Origin of the sequence: Sphingobacterium sp. UGAL515B_05, from assembly GCF_033097525.1 — a bacterium.
Taxonomy (GTDB): domain Bacteria; phylum Bacteroidota; class Bacteroidia; order Sphingobacteriales; family Sphingobacteriaceae; genus Sphingobacterium.
On sequence record NZ_CP109907.1, the window covers coordinates 184,775 to 208,850 of the forward strand.

13 protein-coding genes are annotated in these 24,076 nt (G+C 43.1%); 2 read left to right on the forward strand and 11 right to left on the reverse strand.

The annotated features are described in order from the left end of the window. Positions 1-24: 24 nt before the first annotated feature. The 4 genes from OK025_RS00710 to OK025_RS00725 all read right to left on the reverse strand — a co-directional run bounded on the left by OK025_RS00710 (position 25) and on the right by OK025_RS00725 (position 7,450). Entirely contained in the window at positions 25-1,791 is a 1,767-nt protein-coding gene (locus OK025_RS00710; protein WP_317667897.1) for a RagB/SusD family nutrient uptake outer membrane protein, read from the reverse strand. 11 nt (positions 1,792-1,802) lie between these two features. After that, complete coding sequence (locus OK025_RS00715; protein WP_317667898.1) at positions 1,803-5,306, reverse strand: SusC/RagA family TonB-linked outer membrane protein; 3,504 nt, start codon at positions 5,304-5,306, stop codon at positions 1,803-1,805. 253 nt (positions 5,307-5,559) lie between these two features. After that, entirely contained in the window at positions 5,560-6,786 is a 1,227-nt protein-coding gene (locus OK025_RS00720) for a FecR family protein (protein ID WP_317667899.1), read from the reverse strand. A gap of 64 nt (positions 6,787-6,850) precedes the next feature. Beyond that, positions 6,851-7,450: an RNA polymerase sigma-70 factor gene (locus tag OK025_RS00725; RefSeq protein ID WP_294350935.1), complete on the reverse strand. Its 600-nt coding sequence runs from the start codon at positions 7,448-7,450 to the stop codon at positions 6,851-6,853. Between the two features lie 156 nt (positions 7,451-7,606). On the opposite strand from OK025_RS00725, the gene OK025_RS00730 reads away from it, so the two are divergent. Beyond that, positions 7,607-8,755, forward strand: coding sequence for an alginate lyase family protein (locus OK025_RS00730; RefSeq protein ID WP_317667900.1), 1,149 nt, complete (start codon positions 7,607-7,609; stop codon positions 8,753-8,755). A 59-nt stretch (positions 8,756-8,814) separates the two neighbouring features. On the opposite strand, the gene OK025_RS00735 is transcribed toward OK025_RS00730, so the two are convergent. From OK025_RS00735 to OK025_RS00765, 7 genes are all read right to left on the reverse strand, one after another. Then, positions 8,815-10,320: a glycoside hydrolase family 32 protein gene (locus tag OK025_RS00735; RefSeq protein WP_317667901.1), complete on the reverse strand. Its 1,506-nt coding sequence runs from the start codon at positions 10,318-10,320 to the stop codon at positions 8,815-8,817. A 66-nt stretch (positions 10,321-10,386) separates the two neighbouring features. After that, positions 10,387-11,991, reverse strand: coding sequence for a glycoside hydrolase family 32 protein (locus OK025_RS00740; RefSeq protein WP_317667902.1), 1,605 nt, complete (start codon positions 11,989-11,991; stop codon positions 10,387-10,389). Between the two features lie 75 nt (positions 11,992-12,066). Continuing rightward, positions 12,067-13,179, reverse strand: a complete 1,113-nt coding sequence (locus tag OK025_RS00745; RefSeq protein WP_317667903.1) for a hypothetical protein — start codon at positions 13,177-13,179, stop codon at positions 12,067-12,069. A gap of 43 nt (positions 13,180-13,222) precedes the next feature. Further along, positions 13,223-14,905 (reverse strand): RagB/SusD family nutrient uptake outer membrane protein, encoded by a 1,683-nt coding sequence (locus OK025_RS00750; RefSeq protein ID WP_317667904.1) that lies wholly within the window; start codon positions 14,903-14,905, stop codon positions 13,223-13,225. A 44-nt stretch (positions 14,906-14,949) separates the two neighbouring features. Continuing rightward, a complete protein-coding gene (locus tag OK025_RS00755; protein WP_317667905.1) occupies positions 14,950-18,075 on the reverse strand; it encodes a TonB-dependent receptor in 3,126 nt (1,041 codons plus the stop codon). 86 nt (positions 18,076-18,161) lie between these two features. Further along, a complete protein-coding gene (locus OK025_RS00760) occupies positions 18,162-19,112 on the reverse strand; it encodes a carbohydrate kinase (RefSeq protein WP_317667906.1) in 951 nt (316 codons plus the stop codon). Between the two features lie 199 nt (positions 19,113-19,311). Beyond that, complete coding sequence (locus OK025_RS00765; protein ID WP_159729307.1) at positions 19,312-20,634, reverse strand: sugar porter family MFS transporter; 1,323 nt, start codon at positions 20,632-20,634, stop codon at positions 19,312-19,314. Positions 20,635-20,925: 291 nt separating this feature from the next. Between OK025_RS00765 and OK025_RS00770 the strand changes: the two genes are divergently transcribed. After that, positions 20,926-23,679 (forward strand): substrate-binding domain-containing protein, encoded by a 2,754-nt coding sequence (locus tag OK025_RS00770; RefSeq protein ID WP_317667907.1) that lies wholly within the window; start codon positions 20,926-20,928, stop codon positions 23,677-23,679. Positions 23,680-24,076 lie beyond the last annotated feature (397 nt).

The window sequence follows — 24,076 nt, forward strand, 5'->3', positions numbered from 1 at the left end:
TAGGTTTATTTTATATCCATAAAACTAATCGATCCACCCCGGGTTCTGCACCAGGTTCACGTTCATCTGTATTTCTGAGGTCGGAATAGGCCATACGTTCAGGAAGTCACCCTTATAGCTATAATTCCCAACATTTGTCCCCCAAACCTGCTTACGTCCATTGCCCGCTTGAAATACTTTCTCTTTCCAGGTTCCCCAACGCAGTTCGTCAAAGTAATTGATCCCTTCATTCGGGAACTCAACCCGACGTTCATTACGAATACGTAGGCGTAAGTCCTCCTTCCCGCCAACGGCAGTTGCAGCATTGGAATTTAAAAGTGCTACTCCCGCACGCTGACGAACTTCGTTAACTTTTGTTATAGCTTCATTTAATTTACCTTCTTCATTCAAGGCCTCGGCCCACATCAATAAAATATCAGCATAGCGGAAAATCGGAAAATCGATAGGACCATAATTGCGATCCACAATCTCATTGACTCCTTCAGCGACAAATTTTCGATAGAAATAGAAGAAATTGATCTGTGTATCACTCTGAATATCGCCGTCTACCTGTGCCTGCCCGCGAAATGGCCAGCGCATAAATTGAAGACTTTCAACATTCGTAAAATTATAGGCACCCCTAAAAGTCGAATAAGGCGTCACGACATTGGCCTGCAAACGGGGATCACGATTTTCATAGGCCTTTTTTATACGCTCCTCATTGCCTTGCGGTAGATAAAGACTCATCTTTGCACCTCTCAACGCTGCTGCAGTTTTCTCGGCCTCCGTGAGATTGTTGCGCAGAAAAAACACCTCCCTTTCATTTTCGGTTAGACTGCTGTATCCGGGAATAATTTTATCCCATTCAAACTTAGAACCATCGTTATTTTCATAGAGATCGACCAAATGTGGCGAAGGCATGTAATAATTCCAGCCACGCGAATAAACCGAGGGCCAACCACAAAACAATTGCATATTATTTCCATAGCCTGACTCACTCCGATGCTGAATAGAAAAAATCATCTCAGGACACTGTTCATTAGCTTCTTTAAACAAAGCTTTATAATCTCCAAAAAGTGTGTGGCCAGCATCTTTTACTTTTTGAAAATCTGCCGAAGCCTTTGCCCAATCTTTTCGATAGAGATAAACTTTACCCCGTAAGGCATAAGCTGCCGCCTTTGTTGCATGTCCATAATTCGCATTCCCTGCAGGATAACGATCCGGAAAATTAGTTTCTGCGATACAATCGTTCAAGTCTGCCAGGATTTGATTCCAGACATCATCTTCCGAACTACGTCCTTTGATGGCCTCGGCTGCAGTAAACGGCTCAAGGTAGATGGGAACCCCTTTGTAGAGCTGATTGAGCCGAAAATAAAAGTAAGCACGTAGAAATTTAGCTTCCGCAATATATTTCGCTTTTTTTTCCGCTGTAGAAGGCGATTTTAGGGGAATATTCTTTAAGGCATCGTTTGCACGTTGGATACCTTCATATTGAATCTTCCAAACATTCACAAATAAGGGATCACCGGCGGTGATGGTACCGGTCAATAAGGGTTCATCAAAACGTGCCTGCCCAGTATAGGAGAAACGGTCAAACTGATAAAGTTCATAAGGTGAGATCAGTCCGCTATGCCCCATTAAGAGTCGAAAGGAACTATAGATCCCCGCAATCCCTAAATCAGTTAAATTGTCGGTTGTCCACATCGTTGCGGTGGAGACCGATGAATAGGGGGAAGTATCCAAAAGATCTTTTTTGCAACCCAATATACTTGTTAGCAATACAATTGCTATTATTTTTTTCATCATTTTCATTGTCATTCGGATTAAAAAGTAAGATTCAAACCCAGTGAATATTGCCGCATGGAAGGGTAATTTGTTGTTGAACCTATCTCAGGATCTAAACCAGGATATTTCGTAAATGTCAGCAAGTTTTCACCCGCTAAATAGATCCGTAATTTTGCAATTGATAGACGGTTTGCCAAGCTTTCTGGAAGCGAATAACCCAATTGTAGGTTACGTAGCTTCACAAAAGAAGCGTTATACAAATAATAATCGCTGGTACGTCCATTCTGTGCATCTGTCACTCCTTTTAAGCGTGGATAATAACCAGTTAGCCGGTTGTTGGGATCGGAAGGATTTGCGGCATTATAATAGTAATGATCGTTGGCAACCAATGCTGGCACCGATTTTCCCTGCGCAACGATGGAAGAATTGAGATAGAGTTCATTCCAGTAATACGCCATACCTGAAGAAGCAGACCAAATCATGGATGCATCAAATCCTTTATAGGCCATGTTGATACTGAGGCCGTAATTGAATGCAGGAGTTTCTCTTTTGCCCATAAACTTTTGGTCATAGACGTTCCCGTAGATACCATCATCGTTCATATCCGAATAGATCAAGTCACCATACCATATCTTGGTAGGGTCTATGCCATCGGCAGGCTGAAATGAGTAACCTGCAGCGACCATAGCCTTCAACCATTCCATATCCTGTTCCGTCCGGATCATACCGTCGCGCGGCCCTCCATTTTTATCGACAGAACCATCTGCTAAAAAATGGCTTCCCGAACCTCGGTATACATTGTACAAGTAAAATTCATTGATTTCGTGTCCTTCTAAAATACGCTGGTTGACACCGGTAGAAACCATACCGATGTTGGACTGGTAAACACGATTACCGGCCGCATCCGTTACATAGCCCTCCGACAATGCCCCTTTATATTTTTCTACCCGATTGGTATTATAGGCGAAGTTGGCCGATATTCCATAGTTAAAACCGTTGATTTTATCTTGGTATCCCAGCGTCAATTCAATCCCCCGCTTGCTAACTTCGGCAATATTCATCGTTGCCGCTGTAGCGGTTCCAGTTGTGGCTGGAATGGTCGGAACATATAGGATTCCATCGGTATAAGCACGGTAGGCATCAAAATCGACTGTTAATTTATTTTTCAATGCCGTGGCTGTAAAACCTACATTTGTTGTTGTGGTCGTTTCCCAGTGTAAAAGATCGTTTCCTAGTTTAGTCTGTGCCAATCCTCGAACAGCCTGATTATTGAAAGAATAGTTGACCGTACCATACGAGGGAAGATGATCGTAATTACCCGGAGAGGCATTATTTCCGGTTCTCCCCCAAGAGGCCCTTACTCGCAAATCATTCACAAAAGATTTGAGTGGGCTCATAAAAGATTCTTCCGAAATACGCCATCCCGCAGAGAAGGCGGGAAAGAACCCCCAACGTTTGGCATTTCCAAATCGAGATGATCCATCGTAGCGTACCACCGCTTCCGCAAGGTATTTATTAGCGTAAGCATAATTTGCGCGACCAAAAAAGGACCGCAACCCGTAGTCAAGCTCATCCCCCGTAATGGAACTCATTGTCGTCGCCGAATTAAATGTTGTCAGGTCTGGATGCACAAGTCCAAGTTTGGCCGCTCCGATATTATACTGGTTAAAGTACTGTTCATTATATCCCAAGATACCGCCCACATCGTGTTTGCCAAAAGATCCTGAATAACGCAATACATTATCAAGAATCACATTGTAGCTCTTGGTTAACCCATACTGGGTAGTTATTTGTCCTGGAGACAGCGCTGCCGTACTTAATTTGTTGGTTGCAAAATTCCATTTTTCATAAGGCACCTGATGAGAATTCGTTTCGGTATAGGCATGATTATAATTTACCCTTGATTCAAACTCCAAGCCTTTCATGAGATTTAACTTCGCAAATATTGTGGTATTGAATCGATTGACCTGGTTCTTTCCCCCCATCCCATTTAGAAAAGCCAAGGCATTGTTTGCAGTAGCCGATTCTTCGGCAGCAGCCGGGAAACCATAGACCCCGTTGTAAAAAGGATAAACTCCAGGTACAGTTTGGGTCAGATAAGAATATGCTGTGACCACATCGGCGACGCTCAAATTCTGCATATCGCCAAAGGTCTGGGTACCCACAGTTAAAAACTTGGCAACTTTAGACTGCAAGTTAATACGCAGACGTATCTTGTCTGCTCCTGTTTCGGGCATCGTCCCCGGATTGTTGAAATAGCCCACTGAAAAGAGGTATTGCGTCTGTTCGCTGCCGCCATTTAGAGAAAGATTATGATTTTGTAAAAGTTTGCGTTGTCCAAAAAGCACATCACCCCAATTGGTATTTGGATATGCGACTTCATTTGGAATACCAAATTCAGTTAACCCTGTTGGATTTTTCTTCGCTTCTTCCCAGAGGTTGATTGTTGCTTCAGTATAAACAGCCGCTTGCCCTAAATTTTTGAAGCCTTCATTAACAAGGCGCATATGTTGTGCGTAATCGGTAATAAATTCAGGTACATTATTGGGGCGCAACATCGAAACCATGCCTGTATAAGACACATTATTTTTTCCCTTGGCTCCCTTTTTTGTCGTAATTAAAATAACGCCATTCGACCCCAAAGATCCATAGATCGCTGCTGTTGCCGCATCTTTTAAAATCGAAATTGACTCCACATCGTTGGGATTAACGGCATCCATAGATCCGACAATACCATCGATCACAACCAAGGGGGACGTATTGTTTAAAGTTCCCTTTCCACGAATCAGTATACTAGCACCGTCTGCACCTGGTTTTCCCGTTGTGGCCTGTACGTTAACACCCGCCGCGAGTCCAGCCAGTGAAGAACTAAGTGTGGATGTTGACCTATTCTCTACCGAACTTCCGTTCACGGTTGACACGGCACCAATTACATTTGCGCGTTTCTGGCTTCCATACCCTACGACGACCACCTCATCCAGACCACTTACCTCTTCCTGAAGTACAATGGTTAATTCATCATTTCCAGTGACACTTTTTTCCAAACGTTGATAGCCTACGTTTGAAAATACCAAAGTGCCATTTGCCGTTGGTAACTGAATCGTAAACCTTCCATCCTGGTCCGTGACCGTGGAAATATTAGCTCCCTTCACTGTAATGGTTGTTCCTACCAGGGCTTGTCCTTTGCCATTAACAACTTTACCAGCAATGCTCCGCTGCAGGACTTCTTTGCGTTCGGTATTTGGCGGATTTCTTTTGGGTTTTATCACGATCACCTCATCTTTTTTGATCCACTCCAGATCCAAAGGTGCTACGATAGCATTTAATGCATCTTCCAATTTGGCATGCTGTATATTGACTGACAAACGTGCCTGAGCCAATGACTTGCCAGTTAAGAAAAAATTAACACCACTCTGTTTTTGGATATCGCGCATCACCTCATTTAAGGTGACGTGCTTAGCGGTTAAGTTTATGGTCTGCGCATTTCCCTCTGCAAACAGCTGCATCGCGGTCAGTAAAGAAATGAGTACGATCAATTTCATAATCAGTATACTTCGTAAAGTTAAACTCCACGGGTGTAGCCTAACAAATGGATAAAAAATCATATGTTTGTACGGTTTGTATGTTATTTATAAATGGTTATCAAAAATTTGCCTTTGGGCAACACTTGTAAGTATATGCATCCAATTCAAGGCAGTGCCCCCCAGCACTGCCCTTTTTGTTTTGCTTATACCCTTTTCCGGATTAAGTGGAATCCATGATCATTTCTTTTTTCATCTTTATTTAGGGTTTTAATTACAACGGTCTAACATATAGGATATTCTTTTCATCGCTTTTGCTCAGCTCAAAACGCAATCCACCTTCTTCCAATACGTCAAGTACCTCGCGAAGTGGCTTGCTTCGTTTTATACGACCATAGAAATGTGTTTGCGGTACCTCGCCCTTATACTTCACTTCGACATTATACCAGCGACCGATCTGCTGCAGTGCATCCGAAAGCGGTGTTTCGTCAAAATAAAACAAACCTTCTTTCCAGGCTGTAAAGGGTGCTGTATCCACATTTGCGAGCTGTATTTTTCCGTTATTGGTATTGGTCGATTGCTGGCCTGGTAGCAGGTATATTGCTTCTGAATATCGATTATTGTTCGATAATTTAACCTTTCCCTTGACTAAAGTCGTCTTAATCGCTGTATTATCGGGATAAGCATTGACGTTAAAGGCAGTCCCCAGCACCTCAATTTCCTGTCCTTTACTCAGCACTTTGAAAGGTCGTGCGCTATCTTTCGTCACTTCAAAAAAGGCCTCGCCTTCCAAACGAACTCTTCGTTCATTTTTAGCAAAGCTCATCGGATATTTTAGCGAAGAGCCCGCATTGAGCCATACTTTTGTCCCGTCGGGTAAAGTAATCTGGTATATGCCTCCTAATGGAGTGGCTAACTCCAATATAAGCTTACTTGGATCTGCCGCCATCGCCTGTTTATCTAATGCCGCAGCAGCGATAGACTTTCCATTTTCGTAGGTAATACTTTCTCCCATCACAATTCCCGATGCCTGTTTATCGAGTTCTAAAAGTGTGCCGTTCGCTAAACGCAGGGTAGCACTGTTTCCGCCAGGATTTACAACATCACCCGTTGTATCTTGCATCCTCACGAGGTTAATGTCTGCCTGAACAGGACTCGTCTGTTGCTGCCAGAATAGCATTGTAAAAATAAAGAGCAGTAGGCAAGCCGCCGCAGCCCAATAGGGCCATCCGATTGAAAACTTAGGTTTATCGCGCTCCTGTGTGCCTTGCTGAATTTGCTTTTTGATATTTCCGAGCACTATTTTTTGCCTGGATTCACTCATTTTTCCTGCAGCAGAAGGCTGGAGTAAACTAGTGACTATAGCCTGATCGATGGCATCCTGATCCCCGATGTCGGTAGCAGAAAGCGCATGTTGTAGCCATTCGATCTCTTCAAGCGAACAGTTCCCTTCTTTATATTTTTGAAGTAATTGGTCTATTTTAGATTTATTGGTCTCCACTGAGCTGTATTTTTACTAGTAAATACACACTTCGTAGCATAAAGGTCTGCTCTAGAAAAAAAAATTAATTTGCAGCATGTAGAAGCAGAATCATTAGGAGGGCCGAGAAGCCATTGTCCTGCAATGCACCATGTCGGATAAATTTATTGGCTTTAACAATATGGTCACGAACAGTAGCAATCGAAATATCCATTTCTTCGGCAATCTCCTTATAGCTTTTGCCTTCAAGCTTAGATAACCTAAATATTTTTTGGCGTTGTTTCGGCAATCTGCTCAACAAGTTTTCTACCAAGACCATGGCCTCCTTGGAATCGAGCACTTTATCAATGGTATTTTCAGATTCCAATGCGCCATAGGCGAGCTGGACTTCAGATTCCATCTCCAATTTCAAGCGTCGCTTGAAATTAAATGTGATGTTACGCGAACAGGTAAATAGAAATGCTGCAAAAGATTGTTCAGGATCTATTTTTGACCTATTTTCCCAGATGCGTAGAAAAACATCCTGCAGTAAATCTTCGGCACTAGTTTCATTTTTCAGAAACTTAAGGATATTGGCATAGATAATCTGGCTATAACGATGGTACAAGATATCAAAAGCCTGTATATCTCCATGATGGAGTTGGCACAAGAGTTCCTTCTCAGGCAGATTTTGATTGATGTCCATAATTGATTATTCTAGGCATGAAGTTAATTACTTCGCTGCAATAATTCAAATGAAATTTCTGAACACCAGTAAACTTATGTTATTTTTTTCTTAATTTGCAGTAGCTAATCCCCCCATAGCGACGAAACCAATCGATAAACGTATCCATTTAGAACCATGCAAAATTTCATATATTTATTTTTTGGCCTACAGGCCCAAACCACTCAATTTTTAAAAATAGGATTGACCTTGTTGATAGTCTGTCTATTTATTTGGCCTTCACATGGTCATGGGCAATCCTTAATGCACCCCATTACCCAGATCAATTATGTTAAATCACAAATCAACAAAAAATCCGAACCTGTATATGCGGCATACAAGCAGTTGATTACGCTGGCCGATTCTCTTTTATTAACTGACCATCATGCAGTTGAAGATTTTAGTGTACCCGGCTTTTATAGCGATAAAGAAGGCCAACGTGCTATGGCAAAAAAGCTCCATGCGGATGCTTTCGCTGCCTATTGTACGGCCTTGGCGTATACCTTAAACGGAGAGCAAAAGTATGCATCCAAGGCCTTATATTTCATTAACTCCTGGGCCACAATCAATAAAAAATACAGTCAGTTTGACGGACCAGTTGTGCTTTCTTATGCGGGAGCCGGATTAATGATTGCTGCCGAATTACTTAAAAACGATCCCCTTTGGGCGAAGAAAGATCGCGATCATTTTAAGGTCTGGGCCATCGATGTCTATCAAAAAGCGACACATTTCTTACGCGAAAGATCCAATAATATTGCGGATTGGGCGAGGTTTGCGAATCTACTTTCGGCAAACTTTCTTGATGACCAAAAAGAGCTTTCTTTTACAATAGACTTGATCAAGGCTGATCTTTTCGAAAAGATCGCAGCTGATGGTCATCTTATTGAGGAAGTAAAACGGGGTGAGAAAGGTTTATGGTACACCTACTTTTCTTTAGCACCATTGACAGCCTCCATGTGGTGTATACACAATGCCACGGGAGAAAACCTATTTACCGCCACAAAGGATGGAAAATCGGTTAGGCAGGCCCTTGACTATTTATATTATTACAATCAACATCCAACTGAATGGCCTTGGTTTAAAAATCCGGACGTTGACATGCTAGACAGGACAGCAGGAGTTTGGCCCTCCAATCTCTTTGAGGCCATGAAGGATATTTATAATACATCGAAATTTGATCCGTATCTTTCCATGTACCGTCCAATAGTTTACAAAAAAAATCATTTTGCGTGGACTTTCCCCACACTAATGCCAGCACACTTGCATCTCGAAAATAAGACCAAGTAGCGAAGTATAAAGCGATCCTTGTCTTATCAAGGATCGCTTTAATGGCAAAAATCCAGCTCTTATCTCTTAAATGCAGAAATACCGATTTCCTGAAACTCCAGCTTTTTATCGCCTACGATACGCAGCTTGGTTATCGGCGTTTTTGGAAAAAATAAACTGGTCATTACCGTTAGCCCCTCGTCTGCAAAAAGTTCCACAGAGCTCACATCAACATACAAACTGAAAGAAAGTGCTCCCTTATTTAGCAGCCGTTGTGCCAAAGCTGTCTTTGAGAAATCTCCATTAAAAGACACTTCACCGGACTTAGAACGATCGATATAATAGGTATTTTGGTCTTCACGATAACCAATAACCAATTCGTCGCCAGATTCATTTGATAAGATGACTTTAAAAGCCTGCTGCTTCAAATTTTTGAGGTCCAAACGGTACGCTTGTGGGAGATGTTGGCCGAACGAAACTTCCTTCGTTCCACCGCCATGGTATTTTTTTAGTGGACGAAATGCGGTTTCAATTTCTTTGGGAACAGTACTCGAAACGTAGAACGACTGTCCAACTTTTCCTAAAGATAAAACACGGGGTATGGTTGAGGAAGAACGCCATTTTGTGGTAGGAACCACATTGGCATATTGCCAGTTGCTCATCCAGCCAATCATCAGGTGCCTATCCCCTAGGTTACTCCAGGTTACGCCGGCATAGTTATCGGGTCCCCAATCCAACCACTTTATTTTAGTATCCGCTGTTCGGAACTGATGCCCATCAAAGTCACCCACAAAATATTGTGTCACCGAGCCACCGTTGGGTCCACCTGGATTGATGCTCACCAGCAAAACCCATTTTGTAGCTCCTTTGTAATCCATGGGGATAAGATCAGGGCATTCCCAGACACCGCCATGGGCCCCCACCTCTTTGCCAAACTCACTTTCCTTCTGCCATGTTTTCAAATCTTTGGAAGAATAGAAAGTAATACAATCTTTTGTAGCCAAGGTCATAATCCAACGCTGACTATGCGCATGCCACATCACCTTTGGATCTCTGAAATCCCATATGCCCGGGTTTGGCAATACCGGATTGCCTGTATACTTCGTCCAGGTAAGCCCCTTGTCCAAACTATAAGCCAAACTTTGATTTTGATGCAATCCTGTTTTTCGGTCCTCTTCCTGATGATTGTGATGGGTAAAAATAGCGACCATAGCACCTTTTCCAAAACCTGCCGTGTTATCTTTATCGATTACAGCACTACCGGAGAAAATAGTCCCCAAACTATCGGGATACAATGCGATCTTCTGCTCGTCCCAATGGATTAAATCTTTACTGATCGCATGGCCCCAGTGCATAGGCCCCCAAACGGGGTTTTCAGGATTATGCTGAAAAAAAAGATGATAATTACCGTCCAGATAAACCAGTCCATTGGGGTCGTTCATCCAGCCCTGCTGTGGGGTAAAATGGTAAAGTGGGCGATACTTCTCTTCGGGATCCCCTTGTTTATGCTGTCCTTTCTGTGCCAGACTCGTACCAAAAACACTTAGCAGAAGCATTAAAACACTGTATTTCTTTAATCTTATCATTTTTCTTTTGTTTACATTTCTAATTAGGTTATTGTTCGCTTCAATAGGCAAATATTGCCTCAATTGTCAGGAAGATTTTTCGATTTTCAACCCATTCACTTTTACTGTTCCTTGATCCGCGAAAATAGTCCAAGGGTTTTGATCCATTTTATAGATCCGGTTGGTAAAAGCAACACGATCATTCACATATACGATACCAATCGATTTTTCGATAATAATTTTCACGTTAAAAAGCCGGTTGGTCGGTACTGTAAGTGGCGTAAAATTAAGTTCTGTTTTGCTTCCGCTGCCATTGCGTGCCTCTTTGTTCATAAACAGTGCGGGCATATTCCAGCGATTGGATGAAGTCAGATCAAAAGCAATGCTATATACTTCGGTCGGATCATCACATGCGCCAAATGAAAAACCAAATTTGCTGGATTGGGAAGCATCAATCGTCATTGTCACTTTCACGGATGAAATGTTCCGGTTAAATTGTGCATAACTTCTTCCGCCAGATTGCGCTGTCAAACTATAGGTTTTATTCGATTCGGAAACTTGACCAACATTGCTCAGTTTTTCAAAGGCGACTTCCTTATTGAATTTACTGTTTAGGGCTTCCGGAATTTTAGGATATAAACGTCCTGAAGCTCCCTGAACCAACTGATGTGAAATTAAATTTCCAGCCCAGGGCAGTTCGTTGTTATTATTTACTGTTTGCCCGGTCGAACACCAGCCCGAAAGATAACGTGTTGTACCGTCGCTAGCCGTCTTCCCCGCATAGAGATAAAGTCCATCAAAGGTTTCATGATGTCCTTCGCTATCCCGACAGATCGTCCAGGGGCCATCCGGAGAATCCGCAACACGATAAAATGTCTTGCGGTGTTCATCCCGGTTGATCCGCGAAAACAAGAGATACCATTTATTGCCCATTTTAAATAAATCCGGGCATTCCAATAGTTCTGCATCTGTTTCGATTCCATATTTCTCTACTGTACCTGTGGTCGCAACGAGCGGTTCAATCATAGACCAACTGCTTAAATCTGTCGACTGATAACGTGCCAGCGTTCCTTTTCCGTCTTTTCGTGTCGTGACCAGCATGACGTAGGCATTGCGGCCTTCATCCCAATAAACCTGTGGATCACGAAAATTATTTCGATCATAGCCCGGGGCAGCCTGCAGCGCCATCGCTGGTTGCTTGGTCCAATTCATTAAATCAGTTGACGTAGCCAACATAATCTTTTCCGCAGGCGTAAAAATATTGTTATGCCCCGTATAGAAACAGTAATACAATGTTCCTTTTTTAATAAAACTTCCTGTTCCGATCCATTCATCCTGACTCCCTACAGCACCCGACGACAATACTTCGGTATACCCCTCAAATGTTCCGTAATCACATGTCCGTGTGCTATAGATGGGATGCCTGTTGGCATTTTCATAGAGATAAAACAAGTAGAACTTGTTATCGTTGGCATTGTAGTACGGCATTGGATCGCCCACAAACCCCTGCTGGGGTCTGTAGAACCTTTGATAGGGTCCCACCTCCTGTCCCGAAATACAAGCCGTAGAGCTGTCCACAGGCAGTATTTCCATGGGCCTATCCAGCCCTGTCGAACTCTCGTCCCCATTCTTGCAACTTGTCAACAAGCTTAGCAAGAATACTGTCGGAAACAAATACATCTTTGGTCTCATGATTTAAATCTTTCTATTAATCCCTGATTAGCTATCATTTTTGTTTTTATAATAACTTGTTTTGTTTGTACTCGATTACTCTTTGGGTAATGCCTTCAATTCGTCCCAGAACATCCGTTGGGTAGGAAATGCCACGGGCTGCCCATTAGGATGCTCATGTGGCATTACCAGTATATTGTTAATGATAGCTTTTCTTCCGGTAGGAATCTGAAAAACCAATTCTTGCCACTCACCGATATGATCTTTCGAATAATTGGCACGCAACCAATCTTTATTCTGTTCGCCATCCGATTGAATTTCCAATTGCACATCACCAGCTACATCTTTCAATACCATCATCGAGAAACGCCCGTATTCTGCCGGATTTATCGTCACTTTATTTGCATTCCAGAGCGCTCCACCGTGCCAGCCTTCACCAGTTTTATTGTCCCGTATAAAAGACGCACAGAAAGGTGTTGCATTAATTCCAGTGGTTTTCGGATTGGGATAAGGTGAATCCACCGTACTCACCCCTAACCCGTCGAAATGTGGAACGCTGGTTTCGCCATTATAAATCATAAAGATTTGTTTGGGTTCTGTACCCAATAGGGCAGTTACCGTGTATTGGAAAGTCTGCCCCATATACGCAAGGCTGTATTTTATGGGGGAACTTAAATCCACGGGCCCACTCTGATTGGGCGTTATGCTTGCTCCGGCTGTAAATTCTATCGCAGGTGATAGGTTCTTTAGGTCTGTCCCCAGGGGTAAGTAAATTTTAATGCTTTTATTTTTCTGATCAATGATCCCTGCTTTTTCTCCGATGCGGAATGCCGTTATTTCTGCTTTGATTTCTTTGACGGTTACCTGGTAGGTATTGAAAAGATTACCATTAAACACGCGGTAAGTAATCGGTGTTGTGCCAGAAAATGAAAAATTCTGGGCGATGCCTGAAGCTGGAGAAACCTTTGCATTGCTGGGCAATTCAATTGTCGGAGCTACCGCCGAAAGATCTGTACCTTCAGGAACCATGACAAGAATGGTACCTTTTGCCTGATCTACTTTCCCAATGGTATTGCCGACCTTGAAAGAAAGTACATCTACATCTGCACTCAAATTGAGTGTACTATCGGCATCACGCTTGCAGGCAGCGAGAAGCCCGATAAGTAGGATAGTAATCCCTACTTTTATATAATTGTTTAATGTGTTCATTGGAATAATTGGTTATGCTAATCGTTCAACAATAAATGCCTGTTTAATAGCCTGGATTTTGTTTGTACAGATACTTACTTAATCTGATCTGTGCTTCGGGAATGGGCAGATATTCATTCCTATCTGCTGTAAAATGTGCCGAGGAATAATAAGATCGACGTGACTTTTCTACATCATAATAGGCATTCATGGCCTGGTCTGCAATTCCCCAACGTACCAGATCAAAGAATCTTCCATTTTCCATTGCAAGCTCCAAGCGTCTTTCCCAACGTAACGCCTTCCGGGCATTTTCTTCGGTCCATACAATATTATCTCCATTTTTGTACGTTTCGATCAGCGTTTTATCATTTGCATATCCTGTAAGTGAGGTGCTATTTTTTGCCCGCGTACGCACTTGATTGATCAATGGCAGTGCTTCAGCCGAACGATGCAGCTCGATAAGCGCCTCTGCCCGCATCAACAGCACATCGGCAAAGCGCAATACAATTCGATTCTTTGTATTCGCATAGAAGGGAACCATCGGAACGAAACAATCACAGTCGGGATCAACATTTTCTTTTAACGATGCATAAACAGCATACTCTGCCGGATTACGATTCCAGCTTTCTTCGTATGTTCTTTTGCTACTATACTTGTACGGTAAGCCCGGAATTGCAACTGTATGGAATAACCTCGGGTCATACTTCTCGGAGGTATTAAAGCTATTCAACGCATTATAATTATCCAGTGGTAGACCTTTACCCGTTGTGCGAAACGCATTGACAAGGCTTTGACTCGGTTTATTGAAATCACAACAGCCCACCCCCATAGGTACAGATAGTACATCAGAAAAGTTAACACGCCCAAATTTTGTCCCGTCATCTTTTGAAAACTGAACTGAAAACAGCGCCTCTGTTCCATTTTCATATTTGCCCGGCAAGAAGTTAAATGCAAAGTCGGTTTCCAACGTATGGTTCGATGAAAGCACAATATCCGTATTTTGTACAACCTTTTCCAAATCTCCCGCATCGATACCCGTCACCATATTACGTTCGGCATTGTCCTGACGGTATCCCTTATACAGGTAAGCTTTGGCGAGATAAGCGGCGGCGGCGATACGATTGGCCCGACCGACCTCCGTTTGCACAGCAGGAAGATGATCTACCGCATACTGAAAATCCGCTACAATCTTTTGCCATAGTGCATCGTTGCTTAGGGCTCTATTCGATACGGTTTCATAGCTGTCTACCGGTACATTTTCATCGATATAAGGCACATATTTGAAAAGGATCTTGAGCATAAAGTAAAAATGCCCCCGCAGAAAACGTGCTTCACCCAGTTTTTCTTCCTTCCCATCGAAATTGTCCATTTCCTGTATGGTCTTGATTGTCGTATTGGCACGCGAAATCGCAACGTACAACTGAAACCATAATTTATCCAACTCCGCAAAATTGGTTGTAATGTTATTTGAGACCTCAAGAAAATGAAAGGTCTGGATATCCTGTGGTCCCGATCCGCCTTTATAAGCATCGTCCGAGCGAACCGTACCATAGGGCCATAAGCTAAAAGGGACATCATAATGATCGTTGCCCAAAGCAGCATAGGTCGCTGTCAATAATCGTTCTGGCTCTTTAACCTGATCGGAGCTCAGTACACCATTGGGTGTTTGATCCAAAAATTTGGTACATCCCGGAAGTAGTCCAGCAAGAACCATAAGTATCGCTATTTTGGTGGTTATTTTTTTCATCCGTATAAATTATTTATAAGTGTATAGCCTTATTTCTCCCCTTTTTAAAATCCAATATTTACTCCAGCTGTCCAGGTCGTTGGAATTGGATACCCCCAACCTACATTTTCAGGATCTACACCTGTAAAATTCTTTGACTTAACGGTAAATAGGTTCTGACCGGTCACATAGATCCTTAGCCGGCTCATACGCAGGCGTGAGGCTGTTGCTGTTGGCAAGGTATAGCCCAGAGACAGATTCCGGAGTTTCATATAAGATCCATTCTCAATAAAGTAATTTGACAGGCGGCCCTCGTCATTGTTGTTTGTCGTTTGTAAGGCCGGAATCGTCGACGTTGGATTTTGTGGTGTCCATGCATTCAGCAACCGAAGGCCTTTATTGGAATTGACGTCATCCACGCTCCAGAAGTCTGTTTGCTTTTTCAGCCAGTTTTCGACATCTATCCCCTGTACCCCCTGAAAGTATGCCGATAGGTCAAACCCTTTATATTTCAGCACAATATTGAGACTATAGGAAAAATCAGGATGTGGACTACCGATCCAGGTACGGTCCATATCCGTAATCTGCTTGTCCGCATCATAGACGTTGACGTAACGTAAACGCCCTATCCCCTTACCGGTCTGATTGACGTGCGCATCCACTTCGTCCTGATTCTGAAAAATACCGTCGGTGACATAGCCATAGAATGATCCCAGCGGCCGGCCGATAATATTATCGCCCTGACGACCTCCGTAGGAGTTTTCTACCGCTTCGGGCAAATGTGTCACCTTGTTTTTATAGGTAGAGAACACAGCCATCACATCATAATCCAGTCCAAACGATGTTTTATTGCGATATCCAGCCGATACGTCCAAACCTTTATTTTCCATGGAGGCACCATTCGCCCAACGGTAACCGCCCTCTCCGACCACACCGATATAGGCTGGATTGATCAACATATCTTTAGTTGCTTTGACATACCAATCAATCGAACCATAGAGACTTTGCTTAAACAATGAAAAGTCCAAACCGATATTCGTCTGCGTTGTGGTTTCCCATTTCAGGTCATTGTTTTCTGTTTGAATTTTGCGATATCCCGACGGTAATTTTCCCGTTCCTGCGCCCGAGAGGTCGTATGCTGTGCCATCCACGATGTTCCATGTGGGATCAGCAACACCATATTCGGGGACGAACAGCGCATAGGTAGCCAGATTACCTATCCCTTGGTTACCTGTCTGCCCCCATCCAACACGCAGCTTGAGGTCCGAAATAAAGTTTTTTGTACTTGCCATAAAACGCTCGGACGAAATCCGCCACCCCGCTGTTACCGCCGGGAAAGTGGCAAAGCGGTTATTTTTACCGAAGCGGGAAGAGCCATCGTGCCGCACGGTGAAGGAAGCCAGATAGCGGTCATCATAGGAATAATTGGCCTTTCCAAAATAGGATAACAGCGAGAATCCCGTAGAGCCACCACCTACTGCCGCTGTGCCCGTACTCACACCTGGCCACATATACTCAGGTGTCTCTATGGCAAAGGCGCCATCTCCGGCAGTATAGGCATTAAAATTGATATCATTCTGACGGTTCATTTCCATACCGGCAAGCACATCTAAGGTATGTTTATCAATCTCTTTCCGATAAGTTGCCGTATTGGACCAAGTCCACTTCATCCCATGGGACTGTTCCATATTAACCCCACTCCGGCTGCTGTTCATGAATCCCGAACGATAGGATACTTCCAAATTACGTTTGTAAAAATTACTATAATCCAAACCGTAACTGGTGCGGACATGCAAACCTTTTATGACCTGTAGATCGGCATAGGCATTTCCAAACAACCGCCAATAATTATATTTATTGTTCCGGTTGTCATAAAGTACACGCATGGGATTATGGCGGTCGTTCATCCCCAATGATGGCCCACCCCATCCTATTCCATCTACTGTATGGACAGGAATAATGGGCAATGCTTTTAACGAAAGGTCAAGCACATCGCCCGGTACCTGCACTTCACCGGTATTGTTTACCGTAAAATTCTCGCCCACCACCAAGCGTCCATCGAATAATTTATAATCGGCATTCATCCGGGCTGATATCCGCTGGAAATCCGTGTAACGGAGTGTCCCATTGTTGTGCAAATAACCTAAGGAGAAAAAGGAACTGGACTTTTCTGTACCGGAGCTTAATGTCGCATTGTAAGATTGTTGCAATCCCGGTTTTGAAACTTCCTTAAACCAATCGGTATCAGAAGCGTACATGGTATGTTCACGGTCGATATACTTGGAAACAAAAACAGTATTGAGCTGAGGTACGCCATTTGCGTCGTTATTCCATTCAAACTGATAACCAATATTATTTCCGTTAGGGTTTCCACCATTATTGATGGTGGCCTGCCACAATGCACGACCATATTGTTGGGCATCCAGCACTTTCATGCGATTATTAAAATGCGTACTGGTAGCATAGGCGTCTACCGTAAGTTTAGGGGCACCTATCTTTCCTTTTTTTGTTGTGATGACAATAACACCATTCGCTGCGCGCGAGCCATAGATACTCGCCGAAGAAGCGTCCTTTAAAACCTGAATACTTTCGATATCATTCGAATTGAGCTCGTGCATTCCTCCCTGTGTGGGGGTTCCATCAATGACATACAAGGGATCCTGACTACTATTGATGGAACTGATTCCGCGCATACGCACTGTTGCCGCTCCACTCGGACTACCATCCGAAGTTACGGTCATACCAGCGACCCGTCCTTGCAGCGCTTTCATCGGGTTATTTTCCGGAGCCTTCATCATCTCAGCAACATTAACAACACTCACTGCACCCGTCAAATCCTTCTTCCGTTCTGTTTGATATCCCGTAACGACCACTTCATCGAGCCCTTTTTCGGTAGGTGCAAGCTGAATATCGAGGAACTTTCTTCCTGCTACAGCAATCGCCTGGGAGGCATAGCCGACATAGCTTATTTCCAATGTACCCTGATTGCCCGAAGTCTGAAGGACAAATTCTCCCTTTTCATTTGTCTTGGTGGCTATTGTGGTTCCCTTCACCACTAAAGATGCCCCTACTATAGGTGCTGCTGTCCCGCTATCCGTAATTCTTCCCCGGATTTCAGTCTGTTGCGCAAATGCGACAACAGAAAAAAGTGCCAAAGACGGGAGCAGCATTGCTTTCTGTCTTGTAAACATAATTGGTTATAAGTAAATGGTTAATGATTTAGATTGATTATTTGATTATGATAACGGGTAAACTGCTTCGTAAAGAAGCAGTTCACCTACTGTTGCTTCTGAGCTCCATTGAAGATCGGATGCAACCATTGGAATCGATTGATGACCGCATCGTTATATTCAGGACAAGCCCCCCGGCTCTGTGTCACAAATCCACTTAATGTGGCCGCAAATTCCAGTACTTCCTCCAGCTGAACACCTTCCTGCATCTGAAACCTTTTGGTCAGGAAAGCCGCCAAAAAAGAATCACCACTTCCGATGGTATCTTCTACCTGAACTTTCAAGGCTGGAAAATGATAACTGATATTGTCTTTTTTAAAATGATATACCGCTCCATCTGCACCATAGGTTACAATTGCCTCCTGAATTGCAAAACGCTCCATGATCAGGTCTACACGCTGCTGATCGGTATAGGCATCCGTCGCGCCATTCCAGTCTGAAATAACATGCAGTTCCTCGGCATTCATTTTCACAAAATCAGCGTATCCCAACAGTGTATGTATTTTTTCCGGACCAAAATAAGGTGTACGCAGGTTGACATCCATCACCCGGAAGCGGGCTTTTTCCAGCAATAATAGCAAGCTTTGAAAACTTACTTCATCCCGACAGGCCAGACTGCCATACACCAAAAAATCCACCGCTGCAACTGCCTCAAGAACAACATTGTCCACCGCTATTCTATCCCAAGCTACAGGATAAACGATATCGTAATGCACGTCGCGTTTTGCATCGATCGAAACCTCTACTGTTGAAGTTGGTAACACGTCATCGTACTGGAAGAAATCGGTCGGGATACCCAGATCTTCACATACATTACGCAGTTCGTAACCATTATCGTCACGCCCTGTACGCGTTAGCATACGCGTTGTAACCCCCAATTTATTGAGGTGATAAGCCACATTCAAAGGCGCACCGCCTAATTTTTTACCTGTAGGAAGATTGTCCCAAAGAACTTCGCCAAAACAAATACCCTGTATTGATTTATCTCCGTTTTTCATATTTTCTCCTTTTTATACAAAGCTTCGGCCGAGCGCCAAAAACCAAGTAACAAATTGATTATTATATTTCCCTTTAAATTCAATGTTGACAATAGATACACGCAACATGCTATCACATTGTCTTTGATTAAATAACTTTCGATAGGCGCCGGTCGCTTCATGGCTACTCCGACGTCTATTAGCGTAGTCCAGCTAAAGACTAATGTAGATTGATGGTATGCCCAAGATCTTCCAATGATTTCCCTTTTGTCTCCGGCATAAACTTAAGCACATAAACAAGCTGCAGCACCATAAATAGAGCAAAGATCAAGAAGGTACCGCCGCCGCCGAGCATTTCCGTCAAGGCTGGAAAGCAAAAAGTGATAATCGCCGCCATCACCCAATGTGTCAAGCTACCAAATGTCTGCCCTTTGGCACGTACGTCGTTCGGAAAAATTTCCGAAATAAACACCCAAATCACCGCACCTTGCGAGAATGCGAAAAAGGCAATGAAACTCATCAGATAGATTGTGATCGCAAAACCCGTCGTTTGGTTGGTATAAAAAGCATGGGAAACGAGTGCCAATGAAACAATCAGCCCGATCGAGCCCACCAACATTAATTTTCTTCTGCCCACCTTATCGATGAAATTGATCGCCAACAACGTAAAAATAAAATTGACAACCCCTATACCTACTGTCGAAAGCAATGAACTCTGTGAGCCCAAACCAGCCATTTCAAATACGCGGGGCGCATAATATATAATCGCGTTGATACCCGAAACTTGATTGAACAGCGCAAAACAAAAGGCCAATAAAATAGGTTTGGCATTTTCGCGAACGAAGAGTTTGCCTTCTCCTGTGGAATTGTTTTTGGACTCCTGAATTTTTGAAATCTCCAGCTCGTAACCATCTGAATTAATTTTTTTCATAATCCGTGTTGCCTCGGCCAAATTCCCCCTGTGCAGCAGCAACCATCTCGGACTTTCCGGGATGAGGAAGATCAAACAGAAGAATAACAACGACGGGAAGCACTGCACCCCCAGCATCCAGCGCCAGGACTCTTCGCCAACCTGACCGATAAAATAGTTGGACAAATAGGCAATCAAAATACCTAATACAACGTTGAATTGAAAAAGCCCTACCAACTTACCCCGCGATGCTGCCGGGGAGATTTCTGATATATAGATTGGTGCCGTTACCGAAGAGACGCCAACTCCTATGCCACCCAAAAAGCGGAATAAAATAAATATCGTCCAGTCATTCGCCAGTGCACTACCAATCGCTGAAATAAAGTAAAGGGCTGCAACAGCAAATAAGGTATTTTTACGGCCTAGTTTATCCGAAGGCAGTGCACCTAATGCTGCGCCGACAACTGTCCCTATCAAGGCGATGGCCATTGTCAGTCCATGCTGAAACTCACTCAAATGCCAGTGCTCCTGAACGGCCTTTTCTGCTCCCGAAATAACCGCTGTATCAAATCCAAATAAAAATCCGCCTAAAGCCACTACAAAGGACCAAGCTAATACCGTGTTTTTGTTCATGTGATGATCTATAATTGATTAATCCAAATTTAACACGTGCTTCATCTTAACTTAAATTTGGACTTCGCAAAAACATTTATTTATGTAACATTTTTTTAAAAACGTTAAAACACTAAAAATCTGACAGTTAAACTAAGTCTGTTTTTTAAAACTTTCACTTTTTAAACAGAAAATTTAGAAAATGATACATTTTTGAAGGCTCCTATTTTAGTGTAAAATATACACTAACACTATCCCTGTTATCCTAAAAAATCTAAATAATGTATATTCGGATATTTAAGGGGAAAAATCATGGGAAAATATTTCATTTTTAGTGGCATATTGACCTTGCTTCTTTTTTGTGGATGTCAACCAATGGTCCGAAAGAAAAAGCAGGTGATCGCTTTTTCGCAGTGTATCGGAAACGATGCCTGGCGACAAACGATGCTCGAGGAAATGAAAAGGGAACTTTCCTTCAATCCTGATATTGACTTTCTTTATCGCGACGCACATGGCGACAATAATGTACAGATCAATCAAATTCGCGAATTAGTCAAACAGGATATCGATCTTCTGATTGTATCCCCAAATGAGGCCGAGCCACTCACGCCAATTGTGGATTCTGTATTCCAACGCAATATACCTGTCATCGTAACAGACCGTAAGACGTCATCCGGCCAATATAATGCTTATGTGGGCGCCGACAATCTCGCCATCGGGAAACTGGCCGGTCAATATAGCCGCACGATTTTGCAAGGAAAGGGTTCGGTCGGATTAGTCACAGGGCTATCGGGCACTTCGGCTTCAATAGAGCGTGAAAAAGGCTTTATGCAGCAAATTGGAGATGCCACAGCGGTTCGGGTGAGCGGCGTCATTCACGGCGGCTGGGAGAAAAATAAAGCCTATCTGGAAATGCGTAAGCATATAAACGTCATGAGCCAGAGTGATATCATCTTTACATTCAATGATCAGATGGCCATGGGGGTAAAAAAAGCATTGGACGAAGCCCAGATCAAAAAGGATATTAAGATAATTGGTGTTGATGCTCTTCCTGGTCCCGGAAATGGCCTTGAACAGATCATACAGGGCAAAATGTTTGCTTCCATACTCTATCCCACTGGCGGGGCCGAAGCCATTCGAACGGCCTTGGCTATCATCAACCACCAAAACTACCGCCGCGAGAATATCCTCGCAACCTCAGTCATCGATAAAACCAACGCGGAGTTGCTTGCCCTGCAGTCGGATAAAATAAAACAACAGCAGCTCGATATTGACAAAAGACAGGAGTTCATTACAGAACAGAATAAGATTTACCAAAGCCAAAAGTCCGTTCTTAATGTATTGGTCGTTAGCTTGGTGCTAGCTGTTGTCTTTGGGGGAATTTCTATTATCGTGATCAGGAGCAACTGGGAAAAGAACAAACATCTGGAAATCCAGAATAGCGAGATTCTTGCGCAACAAAAACAGATCGTCGAAATGAACAGTCAAATTCAGCAAGCGGCAGAAATCAAAAATAATTTCTTCACCAATATCTCGCATGAATTTAAAACCCCGCTAACCCTTATCATCGCGCCTATCGAGGACCTTGAATTACGAAAAGATCTTACCGAAGAGGTCAGAGAACAGCTGTCACGCATCAAACGGAATGCAAAAAAACTACAACGTTTGGTCAGCGACCTCATTGATATCCATCGCATCAGTAAATCGAAGATTAAGCTACATGCGGCCATCGTTTACATTGACCCATTTATTCAGCAGGTAATAGGTAGTTTCAAGCCCTTATTTAAGAAAAACAGGATCTCCGTCAGTTATGTCAACAAAACAAGCTTGAAAGAGGTTTGGATGGACGAATACCTGATGGAACAGGTCTTATCCAATTTATTGTCCAACGCGATCAAACATACGGCGGCAAGTGGCAGAATTGAAATTATATTGGAAGAAAACAATTTCAAAGACTATTTCTATCTACGGGTTTTGGATAATGGCCTGGGGATTGCCCCAAGTGATATTGAGCACATTTTTGATCCATTTTATCAGGGCGCCAGTAGCCGTAATGGCTCCGGAATCGGCCTCGCCTACACCAAACAGATCATCGAACTGCATCATGGCCAAATCACTGTGAGTAGCAAACCCGGCCATGGGTCGATATTCACCCTACGTATGCCAATTGGAAATAGTCACTACGAGCCTGCTGAACTGGCCGATTTCGACAAGGGAGAAAAACCGCTGTTTCAACAAGACGACATAGTGGACGCCACACGAAAGATGGTAGACAACAATCTTTCTTTTCGATCCAACAGATCAAAAAGTATTATGGTCGTTGAAGATAATGATGAGATCAGAGATTATCTCCGCTCCCTCTTAGAAAGGGATTACAATCTTTTCCTGGCAAAAGATGTGCAACAAGCCAATGGAATGTTGAAGACACATTTTCCAGATCTAGTCATTACGGATATTATGCTTCCCGATGGTAGCGGTCTGGATATTCTAAAGGACATCAAAGCATTTTATCAGACCGCACATATTCCCGTCATCTTACTGAGTGCGCTCGCCAACGAAGATACGATGCTCGAAGGAAGTAAATTGATGGCTGATGACTACATTACTAAGCCATTCAACGCCGAATTACTGCGGACACGGATTTCAAACATCCTACAGTCACGCCATCAGCTTAAAGAAAAATACAGCAGCAATGTGGAACAGTTTGATAGCGCTCAAGCGGAGCAGGTCAATGATAACGATAGACGTTTTCTGAACAATTTCTCAGCGATTGTCGAATCCAAATTATCAGACCCGCGATTGAGTGTCGATGGCATTGCCAACGAGCTTCATCTCTCCCGCGTGCAGCTCTACCGTAAAGTCAAACAGTTACTTGACTGCAGCGTCAATGATTACATTATCGAGCGAAGATTAAAGAAAGCCAAAAGCCTCATGGCTGAAGGACTAAACATCAACGAAATATTTAGCAGTGTCGGTTTTTCCTCAGCATCCTATTTCGCTTCCGCCTTTAAAAAGAAATATGGCCAGTCCCCAAGTACTTATAAAAAAGAACTTGACAAAAAATAGCCCATTAGGTGTGCCTACAAATTAGAACTGTCCTTTCCGCTTGAATAAGCAAAAACTGATCAATAGAAATATGACGAGCATCAGTAAGTTCCTGTAGTCTAGCCGTGCAAGGGAATCATTCTCAGATAAGATATTCATTACCGCATTATATGCCCCAGTATAAGGGATAAAATTCGAAAAACTTTTCTGTGCGACAAGCACGGAAAAGACCAACATAAACATGCCTATTCCAATTGGGTAGATCATTTAAGATGATCAATTTTTCCTACTCCACAAAAAATTACACAAAAAAAATAGAAATATAACATGACAATAAAAAGGCGGTAAATCTTTATATTCAACTGCGGTAAAATTAGCTATTCACAGCGTATTAATACTTTATTAATGGACTATTAAT